We start from the raw sequence: 12,888 nt of genomic DNA, 5'->3' as shown, positions 1-12,888 counted from the left end.
CAAAGATGAGAATAGAAGAAATTCGGGTTTGTGGTATTGTGCAAGGGGTGGGTTTTCGTCCTACTGTGTATCGTTTGGCGAAAGTTTTTGGTTTGAAAGGTGATGTTTGTAATGATGGTGAAGGGGTGTTAATTCGTGTTTCTGGTAGTGAGGAGGAAATAGCGGAGTTTGTCAATCAATTATATCAAGAATGCCCTCCTTTGGCAAGAATTAATGAGGTGATTAGAAGTCCATATTTGGGGGAGTTTGATTTTAATGATTTTGTGATTTCTCGCAGTGTTAATAGTGTGGTGAAAACGGAAATTTCTCCTGACGCTGCAACTTGTCCCCAATGTCAAAGGGAGATTTTTGATCCTTTTAGTCGTTATTTTCGTTATCCTTTTACTAATTGTACTCATTGTGGTCCAAGGTTGAGTATTATTCGGGCTATTCCTTACGATAGAAATAACACTAGCATGGTGAATTTTTCAATGTGTAAGGAATGTGAAAAGGAATATCAAGATGTCGAAAATCGTCGTTTTCATGCCCAACCTGTGGCTTGTTTTGAATGTGGACCGCGTGCATGGTTAGAAAGGGCTGACGGTAAACCTGTGATATCTGATATGTTTTCTATGTTAGATGATGTGGATGCTGTTTGTACTTTATTACAAAAGGGTGAAATTGTTGCTATTAAAGGTTTAGGCGGTTTTCATTTAGCTTGTGATGCCACTTTAGAAAATGCAGTTTTAAAACTCAGAAATCGTAAACAGCGTTATCATAAACCTTTGGCTTTAATGGCAAGGGATATTAATATTATTTCTGAATATTGCTATATTAATGAGTTGGAAAAAGAATTATTAACAAGTCCTGCTGCACCTATTGTTTTATTAAATATTAAAGATCATAGTAAATTAGCATCTGACCTAGCCCCAGGACAAAATACCCTGGGTTTCATGCTACCTTATACGCCGTTACATCATTTAATTCTCAGAAGAATGAAAGTACCCATAGTTTTAACTAGTGGGAATATTTCTGATGAACCACAATGTATAGATAATGAAGATGCAAAAGATAAATTATCAAAAATAGCTGATTATTTTCTTTTACATAATCGAGATATTATTAATAGAGTAGATGATTCCATAGTTAGAGTTATTGATAATCAAATACAAACCCTTAGACGTGCTAGGGGATATGCACCAGCACCGATTAAATTACCACCTGGATTTGAGAAAATACCGCCAATTTTAGCCATGGGTAGCGAGTTAAAAAATACCTTTTGTTTATTAAGAGAAGGTGAGGCAATTTTATCACAACATTTAGGAGATTTAGAAAATGCGGCTGCTTTTAATGCTTATCAAGAAACATTGAATTTATATCTCAATTTATTTTCCCATAAACCAGAAATAATTGCTATTGATAAACATCCAGAATATCTATCATCTAAACTTGGCAAAGAACTAGCAACAGGTAACAAAATTAAATTAGCAGAAATTCAACATCATCATGCCCATATAGCTGCTTGTATGGCAGAAAATCAAATTTCTTTAGATACAAAACCAGTATTAGGAATAGCATTTGATGGTTTAGGTTATGGTGAAGACGGTACACTGTGGGGAGGAGAATTTCTCTTAGCAGACTATCAAAATTTTCAACGTTTAGCCACATTTAAACCTATGCCCATGATAGGAGGAAAACAGGCAATTTATCAACCTTGGAGAAATACATACTCTCAATTAATTAATGCTTTCACCTGGGAAGAACTTAAAGAAAAATATAGTGATTTAGAAATAATCAAATTCTTAGAACATAAAAACCCTAGACTACTCAATCAAATCATAGAAAAAGGTATTAATTCACCCTTAATATCATCAGTAGGAAGATTATTTGATGCAGTTGCAGCAGCAATAGGTATTTGTCGAGAACAATGCAGTTATGAAGGACAAGCAGCCATAGAAATGGCAGCAATAACTGATATCAATATTTTAAACAATGATAAAGAAAGTCTAAATTATTCCTTTAAATTGGAAAAATTAGATAGTATTTATTATATAGATACATCCCCAACATGGCGAGAAATTCTTAATGATATTAAACAGCACATCTCATCATCAATAATAGCTGCGGGATTTCATAAAAGTTTAGCTATTGCTATTGTAACAATGGTTCAACAACTTAGACAAGAACATCAATTTAATCAAGTAGCATTAACAGGAGGCGTATTTCAGAACCAAATTCTATTACAACAGGTAAAAATGCGACTAGAAAAATTAGAACTTAATGTATTAACTCATAGTATAGTACCCACAAATGATGGCGGATTATCACTAGGACAAGCCGTAATTGCAGCCGCTAAATACTTAAAAGAAATAACATAAAAACCTCTGTTGTCTCTGCACCTCTGCGTGAAATAAATATTAAAAAAGGAAAACTAAAATGTGCTTAGGAATACCCGGACAAATAACAGAAATAACCAACCCAGAACATAAACTAGCCATAGTTAATATTGGAGGAGTCAAACGCCAAATAAACATAGCCTGTATAGTAGACGAACAACACCCCCCAGAAACTTGTATAGGAGATTGGGTATTAGTTCACGTCGGTTTTGCCATGAACAGAATCAACGAACAAGAAGCCGCAGAAACATTACAATTATTGCAAGAAATAGCCCAATCTTATACTTAAAATCTCCTTTATTCCTTTGCGTCTTTGCACCTTTGCGCCTTTGCGCGAAACAAAAATTATGAAATATGTAGACGAATTTCGTAACCCAGAAAAAGCCCAATCCTTACAACAAGAAATCGCCAAACTCAGCCAAAAAATAGACAGACATTTAAAAATAATGGAAGTATGTGGAGGACATACTCATGCTATTTTTAAATATGGAATTGAAGAAATATTACCCGATAATATTGAACTAATTCATGGTCCTGGTTGTCCAGTTTGCGTAATGCCTAAAGGGAGAATAGATGATGCGATCGCACTCTGTCAACTACCCAACATCATATTTACCACATTTGGCGACGCAATGCGCGTACCCGGTGCAAAAACCAGCTTATTACAAGCCAAAGCCCAAGGTGCAGATATTCGCATGGTTTATTCACCCTTAGACAGCCTGAAAATAGCCAAAGAAAACCCCCATAAAGAAATCATCTTCTTTGGTTTAGGCTTTGAAACCACCGCCCCCAGTACAGCATTTACCATCCTCCAAGCAGCCGCAGAAAATATTACTAACTTTAGTATGTTTTCCAATCATGTATTAGTAATTCCTGCATTAGAAGCATTATTAGAAAATCCCGATTTACAACTTGATGGTTTTGTTGGTCCTGGTCATGTAAGTATGGTCATAGGCACAGAACCTTATGAATTTATTGCCCAAAAATATCATAAACCCATCGTTATTTCTGGCTTTGAACCATTAGATATCTTCCAATCAATTTGGATGTTATTAAAACAAATAGTAGAAAATCGTTGCCAAGTCGAAAATCAATATAATCGCTTAGTAGAACCTAGGGGAAATCAAAACGCCTTAACAGCCATAAATAAAGTGTTTGCAGTCCGTGAAAAATTTGCATGGAGAGGTTTAGGAGAAATCCCCAATTCTGGTTTTAAAATCCGTGAAGAATATGCCCAATTTGATGCAGAAGCTAAATTTACAATTCCTAATTTAAAAGTAGCAGATCATAAAGCTTGTCAATGTGGAGAAATTCTCAAAGGAGTTTTAAAACCTTGGCAATGTAAAGTATTTGGAACAGCTTGCACACCGGAAACACCCATAGGAACTTGTATGGTTTCCTCCGAAGGTGCTTGTGCGGCATATTACAAATATGGGCGACTTTCAACTATGGCAAAAAGAGATAAATCAGGTGTATCAACCGAACCTATATCAGTCTAAATTGCACAATTTAAGGAAAATTATATGCCTTTTGTAACTGTCCAAATTGGTAAAGGTCACTCCATAGAAAAAAAGCGAAAATTAGTTAAAGCTGTAACTGACGCTTTAGTTTCTGCCTTAGGAACAAAACCCGAATGGATAACTATTCATATTGATGAATTTGAACGGGAAGATTGGGCAGTTGGTGGCGTTTTACATTACGATAAACATAATGGTAGACATGAAGAAACGGGTAGGTAATTAATTAATAATGACAGGCATCTTGCCTGTCCCACAAGAAAAAATATAATTACAAAGCAATTTTAAAATGACAATCAACTCTCATCAAAATCCCCTTTTCCAAAAAATTGAACAAATCCGTCGTCGTCAAGGAAAGGTAAGAGATACTCATATTAACTTATCCCATGGTAGCGGTGGTAAAGCTATGAGAGATTTAATAGATGATATCTTTGTTAAAAGTTTTGATAATCCCATTCTTTCCCAATTAGAAGACCAAGCAACATTTGATTTAGCCAATCTTTCCCAATATGGAAACAGATTAGCATTTACCACAGATTCCTATGTAGTAGACCCCTTATTTTTCCCTGGTTCAGACATAGGAGAATTAGCCATAAATGGCACAATTAATGATTTAGCCGTGAGTGGTGCAAAACCTTTATATCTTACCTGTAGCGTTATTTTAGAAGAAGGTTTACCAATAGAAACATTACGCCGTGTAGTTGCCAGTATGCAAAAAGCAGCAGCAGCAGCCGGAGTGCAAATAGTCACAGGAGACACAAAAGTTGTGAATCGTGGTTGTGCTGACAAACTATTTATTAATACTACCGGAATTGGCATAATTCCCCCAAACATTGATATTTCTCCCCGCAACATTCAACCAGGAGACGTAGTAATTATTAACGGTGAAATTGGCAATCATGGCACAGCAATATTAATTGCCAGAGGAGAATTAGCATTAGAAACAGATATAGAAAGCGACTGTCAACCATTACATGAATTAGTCGCCGAAATTATCAAAGTTTGCCCGCAAATTCACGCCATGAGAGACGCAACCAGAGGAGGTTTAGCCACAGTATTAAACGAATTTGCCCACACAGCAAACGTAGGAATACGCATTAATGAAAACGCAATTCCTATCAGAGAAGAAGTAAATGGAGTATGTGAAATCTTAGGTTTAGAACCATTATATTTAGCCAACGAAGGAAAATTAGTCATAGTTGCACCTCCAGAAAAAGCCGATTTAATTTTAGCAACAATGCAAAACCACCCCACAGGAAAACAAGCATCTATCATAGGTGAAATTATTCCCACACCACCAGGAATAGTCCTCTTAAAAACCGCCTTTGGTGCAGAAAGAATCATAGATATGCTAGTAGGAGATCAACTGCCAAGAATATGTTAAAATCTATAAATTACGTAGGTTGAGTTGACAAAATAAACCCAACGCTTCCAACATTTTTACGGTTTTGTTGGGTTGCGCTATCGCTTAACCCAACCTACAAATTCACTTCTTTTCTCTGTGTCCTCTGTGCCTCTGTGGTTCGTTTAAAAAAAGTATATGCACGAATTAGGAATCACCCAAAACATCATCGCCATAGTTAGCGAAAACGCCCAAAATAAAAAAGTCCAAAGAGTATTATTAGAAATTGGCAAATTATCAGCGATTATGCCAGATGCCATTAAATTTTGTTTTGATATTTGCGCCCAAGGTACAATAGTCGAAGGGGCAATATTAGAAATATTAGAAATACCCGGAATGGCTAAATGTCGTCAATGTAGGACAATCTTTCCGATAGATAAACCTTTTGGAATTTGTCAATGTGGTAGTGTGCAATTAGATATCATAGCTGGTGAAAAATTAAAAATCAAAGAAATTGAAGTAGAGGAATTATGTGTGTAACTTGCGGTTGTTCTGACGATAATCAAACGACAATTACAAATATGGAAAATGCAGATCATCATACCCATACTTTAGCAGATGGGACTGTAATTACCCATACTCATCACCATGAAGAAGCACCCCAAATTCATGCTAAAATTCATAATACAACAATATCTTTAGAACAAGAAATTTTAGGTAAAAACAACTTATTAGCTGCTCAAAATCGCGGCTGGTTTAAAGGTCGAAATATTCTGGCTTTGAATTTAATGAGTTCTCCCGGTGCGGGAAAAACCACATTATTAACTCGGACTATTAATGATTTAAAAGATAAATTAACTATTAGCGTGATTGAAGGTGATCAAGAAACTACCAATGATGCGGAAAAGATTAAGCAGACAGGTTGTAAAGTCGTGCAAATTAACACGGGTACAGGCTGTCATTTAGACGCATCAATGATAGAAAGGGGTTTGCAAGAATTGAATCCGCCTCTTAATTCTGTGGTGATGATTGAAAATGTCGGAAATTTGGTTTGTCCCGCTTTATTTGACTTGGGAGAAGCTGCTAAGGTTGTAATTTTATCAGTGACAGAAGGAGAAGATAAACCAATTAAATATCCTCATATTTTCCGCAATAGTGAAATCATGATTTTGACAAAAATTGATTTACTTCCATATTTACAATTCGATGTTCAACGCTGTATTGAATATGCAAAACAGGTAAATCCCAAAATCCAAATTTTCCAAGTTTCTGCTACTACTGGGGAAGGGTTAGATGAGTGGTATGGGTTTTTGTTTAGTAAGGTTGTGGTTTCTGTTTAATTGCAATTTTCTTTTGATAAACTAATCAAAACTTGGGCTAGTTTACGCTAGTAAGCTGTTTTGCATTTAATTTACACAGGATTAAGCAAGGGAGCAATATGCTCCCATTACAGTAATTTTTATTTCACCGAATTCAGTGGAAAATAAAATTCCCAAAACCAAGAAAAAAAAGAGATCCGCGCAATCATCATCTGAAAGCTTTACACAGCTTACTATCTGGGATACGGCAGGTGAAATTAGCTTTGAGTAATCAGGTTAATTGCAAGACTGTAACAGGCACTTGACGACTTTTAAAATCAATGCCATTATTAAGAAGTCGAAAGGGAACGGCCCACAGACAACCAAAAATAGCGAACATTAAACCTTTGCGCCTAACTCTTAATTGGGTAGGTAACTAGCCCGAACTTTATACCATACGTGGTAAGAACTTAGTTCGGAGTATATATGCCTATAATAGCATAATTATACATATTTATATATGTAGCAATGTTCTGAAGCGTGTATTTAAAAGTGAATACAACTATTTTATTAGTTAGCTTTGCTATACGTAGAAACATCAGACACAAAAACGATAGAAACAAACTATAAAACGGTTGTATATAGGCGACCGCCTTGAAAATATTTGGCTATTAGATAGATACAAATAAGGTGAAATTAGCTTTGACTAATCAGGTTAATTGCAAGGGGATCTTCTGCGACAGCCAAAGCATCAACCTAAAAGGTGAAATTAGCTTTGAGTAATCAGGTTAATTGCAAGAATTGCAAGACGCACCCTACAAAGATTATTTCTGAAAAACCGTTAATAATACAAATCCTAATAAGTCATAATGACCTACACAAGTTAATCCAGCATTATTACCCATTTCTTCTCTTTGTTTCTGACTATAAAACCTAATTCCTGTGGGAGAATGGGGCGTAATTTGACATGGTGATGAGTTATTAAAAGTAATGTCTACTAAATAAAACTTACCACTAGGAGAAAGTATCCTTGCTACTTCATTTAAAACCTGTTCTGGTTGGGGATAATGCAAGAAGCTGATAGTATTAAAAACTGCATCAAATTGTCCCTCAGCAAAGGGGAGATTTTCCGCATTACCTTCAAGATAAATTAGTCGGGGACGATGACGGTTATTTTGCCTCGCTACCCGCAACATTTGGGGAGATAAATCTAAACCTGTTCCTGTGATTTCTGGAAACTGTTTTGCCAATCTATCTAATAATCTACCTGTTCCACAACCTAAATCTAAAATATTTGCATGAGGTGATAATTCAACTTTTGTAAGTAATCTTTTATGGATTGCTTGATAAATAAAAGAAGGAAATGCCCAATCATAACTATTTGCCCAACGGTCAAATAATTCTTTTTTATTATTAACAAAGTTACTAATCATGGCTGCTATATTTTTGTGTTGATTTTATTATAACAAGATAGATGATAGATCCCCGACTTCTTTGAGAAGTCGGGGATCTGATAGTGATTAAAATATAATTTAGGACTTACAACCAATCTCGATAAGCTGAAATCTCGTTCACTCCAATTTCAAAGGGTGATCCTTTACCAAAAGGAGGATAAACGCGAATTTTGGCATTTTTAGTAAATCTTTCCAGTCTATTTCCCAATTGGGGAATATTGCTGACTATGTGCCAATAAGCAACTATATCGGGACAGTCTACAATTAACATCAAAGTAGTCTTATCTGTGGTCATGTACCACTGACAATTAGATAGTAATACTTGGGTAATGCGATCGCACGCATAGAAAAAGCATCTACCTATAGATTGTTCCAACTCCAAATGGAGAATACCATCCTCTTTTGTTACCTTAGTCGGAGGTAAATCATCGGGAGGAAGCAAAGAAAGTTTAGACATAATTCCGCACCTCTTGATTGTAGCGTTGCAAACTTTCTCGATTTTTTTGCAAAGAAAAAGATGAGGGTTTTAACGCTAGTGTGCTGAGATCTAATTCGTCCTGAAATTTCTTGATTTTGTCACGACAACCGTTAACATCACCGATAATTGAATTCTCAATCAAATAGTCTTCATCGAAACAGATATTTGTCCGATCAAATGCTGGTTGTTGAGGACTTTTCTGCATTACTTGAGTTGAGTTAGCTGTCATTTCTTTGCTGAAATGGCGAATAAAAGGCAATGCTTCATTTACCGCTTCATCATGAGTTTTACCCACAAAAAAGAACCGCGCTAACAGAAACTTATCTGCACCACTGGAATTAAATTCCCGATATTTATTGACTGTCTTCTGCAATCTTTCCAGAGAAAAAGGCGGACCACCCATTAAACCAAAAGAATTTTTCGCAGCAAATTCAATTGCATCATTGTCACCACTAGCAACATATATGGGAATTGGTTTTTGCAATGGTTGGGGATGAATTGTGAGATTTTCGCATTGATAATATTGGCCATTAAATGATACGTTAGTCTCATATAAAAGCTTTTGAATCAATGCCACTGACTCTAACATTCTGCTGCGAGATTCCTGAGTTGTCACCCCAAAATGTTTATTTTGCTGCGGAAAAGGTCCACCTTTAGCTACCCCAAAAGCCAGCCTACCACTACAAAGATTGTCCAACGTAGCAATATCTTCAGCCACGCGAATCGGCTGATGAAATGGCAATAATACAGCGGCAGTTCCTAGACGAATTTGCGAAGTCACACCTGCCAAATGTGCCAATAACAGCAAAATTGAAGAACTGAGATTGAACTCATTAAAATGATGTTCTGTTACCCAAGCTTCTTCAAAACCTAAAGTTTCAGCCTCTTTTACCAATAAAACTTGCTCAAAAATAGTCCGTCTAGCATCTAGGTGATGATTTTCGTAATTGCAGAAAAGTCCTGTTTTCATTGTTGACCAAATATCAGATTAGGCTGCCATTAATTGCAACTCCAACCATAATCGAGGTTCAGACTGTTTTAACTTCGACATAGGGTCACGTAGCAATCGTTTAGCATTGAAACAAACTACTTGAATTAACCCCATATTTTCGGCTAATTCTCTGAGGATTTCTTTTTTGGCTTGAATACAGGGCATCATGTCTTCTCGACAATAAATTCCTATATATCGAAACCGTTTTGCAGGTCGTCCCCAAAAGCAAGTGATAACTTTCACGTGGCAGCCTTCTAAAAGTTCTCCCACGGAGGGATAATAGTCATTTACGACTCTAATAAATTCTTGGGCTAGGATGTCTTCAGTAATCATTTGACTGATTCTTCTGTAGCTTCCATAACTCTATTTAGTATAACATATAATTGTCATTTAAATCTGACAAAATTAATAATAAAATACCAGATCCCCGACTTCTTTAAGAAGTCGGGGATCTAAATATCTCAAGTTTTTATCGAGAATTACGTTCTGCTACTAAAACATCAGCAATAATATCTGGTAGACTTTTCAAATCGGTATATCCTTCTGCACCAGAGATTGGAGAAATAAAAGTATAGTTAGGGTCACAAACTCCTGTGTCATAAACCTGCATAAACCATTTATCAGGTAATCCCTCTACACCCAATTCTACAATGTACCAACTCTCACCCATTAATCGAGAATTAATCACTGTAAACCAATCTCTATAATCATCAGCAATATTCCAATCTGCCAAAAGAAATTCTAATGATATTTTTCCAGCATCAGTTGAAGTCAATAGCATCATTACTCCTGAGTGACAACTTGATTAGAAACTTCAGGATATAAACCTAATTCTTTTGCTAATTGTTTAGCAACAAAAAATAAAAATTGCGCTCCATCTTGATTACCTTGATGAGCAAACATTGTGGCTACTTGTAACATTGCTTGCACTAAACCAGAGTCAATTAATTCCGGTTGTGCTTCCAAAACTTCTGGTTCTTGACCATTAGGACATTGGAGAAGTTCATCAATTAAATTAAAATACTGTGTTTGGCGTTCGTCTGTCATGATAATTTAGTTTATGGTGAATGATTAACTTGAAAAATTACTGTTCGATGCTTTGTTGCCACATTCTTTCTAAGATGGCAATGTGTTCTTTTAATACAGCAGCACGATAGACAAGATATCTGTCATAAGCGATAATTCCTATACCAGTACAAATCGGTGTGATTAAAAATATCCATTGCAAAATTGTTGCTAATTTATATTTTCTTGCAGCAATTTTTAATTGATGTAGAAAGTTATTGTTAGATAATTTAACCTTGACTAAAGATGGCTGAGTATTGATAATTTTTTGTTGGGGAACTAATTGAGGAGATGCTATATTTATTTTCGGCAATTCACAGGATAAATTCTGTGTTTTAACGAACTCTCTATGTTGTCCCCAAACTATAGCAAATACTACTACCCCTGGAGAAATTAATGCTAAAGTTACCAAACTTACGGTAAGCACATTTAAAAGTTTGACTTTCATATTTATTCTCCATTGCCAGGTATAGATTACCTAGATAGAAATAAAATTTCTATTAGATTGATTTTTGCACCTTTTTGTTATTCAAAATATGCTGATCAAAATCTCCTCAAAAATAAAATTATGTCCTTTCTGTATGGAGGAATACAGATAGTATTTAGATGAATCTTGAGAGATATAGGAGTTAAGAAGTCCCCCCTGATTCGTCAGACTTTCATCTTAGGAACTTCGGGGGGTAGAGGGGAATCTCTGCGTAAATCCTATATCGTTTATATCAGTTGCCTTTCTGGTCTCAGCTTTAAGGGATGCCAATTAATATTATTAAGATGATTACGACAATACTCACAGCCTGTAATCCTGACTGTGTAAACATTAAAAAAAATATTTGGTGTAGGGGTGCTAGTATTTATTGAGTGGGGTACTAGCATTTTTGAGGGAAGGGACGGGGGATTTTGTACTCAAACTCAAACGAAGATGGGCTATTGGTTTGAGATATTTTGAAAGGAAGATTCACAAGTACAAACTGTACTCAAATCACAGGATATCATGACAAGGCTAGACCTAAGATATCTTGAATAACTCAGAAACAAAATTAAGATATTCTAAGAAAGGTAGAACAGTATTATTTTCAACAATCAATACCTTCACCATTTTTGTAGGTTGGGTTAAGCGACAGCGCAACCCAACGCTCATGTTGGGTTTCATGCTATTGCTCCGCAACACTCACGCGAACAACCCAACCTAGGAATCAAGACTTTTTTCAATTTGGCGAAGGTATTAACAATTAGGAATATTTTCTTGTGGGAATAGACAGAGATGATGCTAAAATGGCTATGGCTGATATCAAAACTCAATCAGATAAATACTTAACCAAAATAGATTAATATATAAATTTTAGGGTTGAATAAATGCGAATTGCTAAAGACGTAACAGAACTTATTGGGAAAACTCCATTAATTCAGTTGAATAAAATTCCCCAAGCCGAGGGAGTGGTAGCTAGGATAGTTGTCAAATTAGAAAGCATGAATCCTGCTGCCTCTGTAAAAGACAGAATTGGCGTGAGTATGATTCTTTCCGCTGAAGCTGAAGGTTTAATTTCACCGGACAAAACCATTTTAGTCGAACCCACATCTGGTAACACAGGTATCGCCTTAGCAATGGTAGCAGCCGCCCGTGGCTACAAGTTAATTCTAACCATGCCAGAAACCATGAGCCAAGAAAGACGCGCCATGTTGCGGGCTTATGGTGCCAGTTTGGAATTAACACCTGGTACTCAAGGAATGCGGGGAGCAATTAACAAAGCTGAAGAAATTGTTGCTAATACTCCCAATGCTTTTATGTTGCAACAATTTGCTAACCCAGCTAACCCGAAAATTCACCGAGAAACCACCGCTGAAGAAATTTGGGCAGATACAGACGGAGAAGTTGATATCTTAATTTCTGGGGTAGGAACGGGCGGCACAATTACTGGTATTGCTGAAGTAATTAAACAACGCAAACCAAGTTTTCAAGTGATTGCAGTTGAACCTAGTAATAGTCCGATTCTATCAGGTGGTAAAGCAGGTTCTCACAAAATTCAAGGTATTGGTGCGGGATTTATTCCTGATGTTTTGCGTCAAGATCTAATTGATGAAATAATTCAAGTTGAGGACGCAGCAGCAATGGACTATGGACGGAGATTAGCCAGGGAAGAAGGGTTATTATCAGGAATATCTTCTGGTGCGGCTTTAGCTGCTGCTATTGAAGTAGGTAAACGTCCAGAAAATGCTGGTAAATTAATAGTAATGATTCAACCTTCCTTTGGTGAACGCTATTTAAGTACCGCCATGTTTCAAGATTTAATGAGTTAAACATTTCGTAGGTTGGGTTGACGCAAGGAAACCCAACATAATTTTTGTCTGATAGCATAGCGTGGCGTAGCCA

The 12,888-nt window shown here is 36.2% G+C and carries 15 protein-coding genes; 8 read left to right on the top strand and 7 right to left on the bottom strand.

Annotated features, from left to right (window positions below; genetic code table 11):
- The first annotated feature begins 5 nt into the window (after window positions 1-5).
- The 7 genes from hypF to hypB all read left to right on the top strand — a co-directional run bounded on the left by hypF (window position 6) and on the right by hypB (window position 6,574).
- Window positions 6-2,357, top strand: coding sequence for a carbamoyltransferase HypF (hypF, locus tag AN490_RS16220; protein ID WP_300005438.1), 2,352 nt, complete (start codon window positions 6-8; stop codon window positions 2,355-2,357).
- Window positions 2,358-2,415: 58 nt separating this feature from the next.
- On the top strand, window positions 2,416-2,664 hold the full coding sequence (locus tag AN490_RS16215; protein WP_300005436.1) for a HypC/HybG/HupF family hydrogenase formation chaperone: 249 nt from the start codon (window positions 2,416-2,418) through the stop codon (window positions 2,662-2,664).
- 58 nt (window positions 2,665-2,722) lie between these two features.
- Entirely contained in the window at window positions 2,723-3,874 is a 1,152-nt protein-coding gene (gene hypD, locus AN490_RS16210; protein ID WP_300005434.1) for a hydrogenase formation protein HypD, read from the top strand.
- A gap of 24 nt (window positions 3,875-3,898) precedes the next feature.
- Entirely contained in the window at window positions 3,899-4,114 is a 216-nt protein-coding gene (locus AN490_RS16205; RefSeq protein ID WP_015079398.1) for a 4-oxalocrotonate tautomerase family protein, read from the top strand.
- A 67-nt stretch (window positions 4,115-4,181) separates the two neighbouring features.
- Complete coding sequence (hypE, locus tag AN490_RS16200) at window positions 4,182-5,276, top strand: hydrogenase expression/formation protein HypE (protein WP_300005432.1); 1,095 nt, start codon at window positions 4,182-4,184, stop codon at window positions 5,274-5,276.
- A gap of 156 nt (window positions 5,277-5,432) precedes the next feature.
- The gene (hypA, locus tag AN490_RS16195) at window positions 5,433-5,774 is read left to right on the top strand and encodes a hydrogenase maturation nickel metallochaperone HypA (RefSeq protein WP_300005430.1); all 342 of its coding nucleotides are present in this window, start codon (window positions 5,433-5,435) and stop codon (window positions 5,772-5,774) included.
- Window positions 5,765-6,574 (top strand): hydrogenase nickel incorporation protein HypB, encoded by an 810-nt coding sequence (hypB, locus tag AN490_RS16190; protein ID WP_300005428.1) that lies wholly within the window; start codon window positions 5,765-5,767, stop codon window positions 6,572-6,574. Before hypA ends, hypB begins: the two co-directional genes overlap by 10 nt.
- A gap of 782 nt (window positions 6,575-7,356) precedes the next feature.
- On the opposite strand, the gene AN490_RS16185 is transcribed toward hypB, so the two are convergent.
- The 7 genes from AN490_RS16185 to AN490_RS16155 all read right to left on the bottom strand — a co-directional run bounded on the left by AN490_RS16185 (window position 7,357) and on the right by AN490_RS16155 (window position 10,968).
- Entirely contained in the window at window positions 7,357-7,965 is a 609-nt protein-coding gene (locus AN490_RS16185; RefSeq protein ID WP_300005426.1) for a class I SAM-dependent methyltransferase, read from the bottom strand.
- Window positions 7,966-8,071: 106 nt separating this feature from the next.
- A complete protein-coding gene (locus tag AN490_RS16180) occupies window positions 8,072-8,443 on the bottom strand; it encodes a hypothetical protein (RefSeq protein WP_300005424.1) in 372 nt (123 codons plus the stop codon).
- The gene (locus AN490_RS16175) at window positions 8,436-9,434 is read right to left on the bottom strand and encodes an LLM class flavin-dependent oxidoreductase (protein ID WP_300005422.1); all 999 of its coding nucleotides are present in this window, start codon (window positions 9,432-9,434) and stop codon (window positions 8,436-8,438) included. Before AN490_RS16175 ends, AN490_RS16180 begins: the two co-directional genes overlap by 8 nt.
- An 18-nt stretch (window positions 9,435-9,452) precedes the next feature.
- Window positions 9,453-9,788 carry a hypothetical protein gene (locus tag AN490_RS16170; protein ID WP_015079391.1) on the bottom strand — a complete coding sequence of 112 codons (336 nt, stop codon included), beginning with the start codon at window positions 9,786-9,788 and terminating at the stop codon, window positions 9,453-9,455.
- A 136-nt stretch (window positions 9,789-9,924) separates the two neighbouring features.
- Window positions 9,925-10,236, bottom strand: a complete 312-nt coding sequence (locus tag AN490_RS16165; RefSeq protein WP_213714999.1) for a hypothetical protein — start codon at window positions 10,234-10,236, stop codon at window positions 9,925-9,927.
- A gap of 2 nt (window positions 10,237-10,238) precedes the next feature.
- A complete protein-coding gene (locus AN490_RS16160; protein ID WP_015079389.1) occupies window positions 10,239-10,502 on the bottom strand; it encodes a hypothetical protein in 264 nt (87 codons plus the stop codon).
- Between the two features lie 37 nt (window positions 10,503-10,539).
- Window positions 10,540-10,968 (bottom strand): hypothetical protein, encoded by a 429-nt coding sequence (locus tag AN490_RS16155; protein ID WP_168632508.1) that lies wholly within the window; start codon window positions 10,966-10,968, stop codon window positions 10,540-10,542.
- A gap of 905 nt (window positions 10,969-11,873) precedes the next feature.
- On the opposite strand from AN490_RS16155, the gene cysK reads away from it, so the two are divergent.
- Window positions 11,874-12,815: a cysteine synthase A gene (gene cysK / locus AN490_RS16150; protein WP_148761936.1), complete on the top strand. Its 942-nt coding sequence runs from the start codon at window positions 11,874-11,876 to the stop codon at window positions 12,813-12,815.
- Window positions 12,816-12,888 lie beyond the last annotated feature (73 nt).

This window comes from Anabaena sp. AL09 (assembly GCF_001672255.1).
Classification (GTDB): domain Bacteria; phylum Cyanobacteriota; class Cyanobacteriia; order Cyanobacteriales; family Nostocaceae; genus Dolichospermum; species Dolichospermum lemmermannii.
The sequence above is the reverse complement of the archived record's forward strand: the minus strand, read 5'-3'. Positions and strand labels throughout refer to the sequence as shown.

What these genes read in the sequence shown, in the direction of transcription:
- hypF (WP_300005438.1), top strand. Translation starts at nt 6, where the DNA reads ATGAGAATAGAAGAAATTCGGGTTTGTGGTATTGTGCAAGGGGTGGGT.
- AN490_RS16215 (WP_300005436.1), top strand. Translation starts at nt 2,416, where the DNA reads ATGTGCTTAGGAATACCCGGACAAATAACAGAAATAACCAACCCAGAA.
- hypD (WP_300005434.1), top strand. Translation starts at nt 2,723, where the DNA reads ATGAAATATGTAGACGAATTTCGTAACCCAGAAAAAGCCCAATCCTTA.
- AN490_RS16205 (WP_015079398.1), top strand. Translation starts at nt 3,899, where the DNA reads ATGCCTTTTGTAACTGTCCAAATTGGTAAAGGTCACTCCATAGAAAAA.
- hypE (WP_300005432.1), top strand. Translation starts at nt 4,182, where the DNA reads ATGACAATCAACTCTCATCAAAATCCCCTTTTCCAAAAAATTGAACAA.
- hypA (WP_300005430.1), top strand. Translation starts at nt 5,433, where the DNA reads ATGCACGAATTAGGAATCACCCAAAACATCATCGCCATAGTTAGCGAA.
- hypB (WP_300005428.1), top strand. Translation starts at nt 5,765, where the DNA reads ATGTGTGTAACTTGCGGTTGTTCTGACGATAATCAAACGACAATTACA.
- AN490_RS16185 (WP_300005426.1), bottom strand. Translation starts at nt 7,965, where the DNA reads ATGATTAGTAACTTTGTTAATAATAAAAAAGAATTATTTGACCGTTGG.
- AN490_RS16180 (WP_300005424.1), bottom strand. Translation starts at nt 8,443, where the DNA reads ATGTCTAAACTTTCTTTGCTTCCTCCCGATGATTTACCTCCGACTAAG.
- AN490_RS16175 (WP_300005422.1), bottom strand. Translation starts at nt 9,434, where the DNA reads ATGAAAACAGGACTTTTCTGCAATTACGAAAATCATCACCTAGATGCT.
- AN490_RS16170 (WP_015079391.1), bottom strand. Translation starts at nt 9,788, where the DNA reads ATGATTACTGAAGACATCCTAGCCCAAGAATTTATTAGAGTCGTAAAT.
- AN490_RS16165 (WP_213714999.1), bottom strand. Translation starts at nt 10,236, where the DNA reads ATGCTATTGACTTCAACTGATGCTGGAAAAATATCATTAGAATTTCTT.
- AN490_RS16160 (WP_015079389.1), bottom strand. Translation starts at nt 10,502, where the DNA reads ATGACAGACGAACGCCAAACACAGTATTTTAATTTAATTGATGAACTT.
- AN490_RS16155 (WP_168632508.1), bottom strand. Translation starts at nt 10,968, where the DNA reads ATGAAAGTCAAACTTTTAAATGTGCTTACCGTAAGTTTGGTAACTTTA.
- cysK (WP_148761936.1), top strand. Translation starts at nt 11,874, where the DNA reads ATGCGAATTGCTAAAGACGTAACAGAACTTATTGGGAAAACTCCATTA.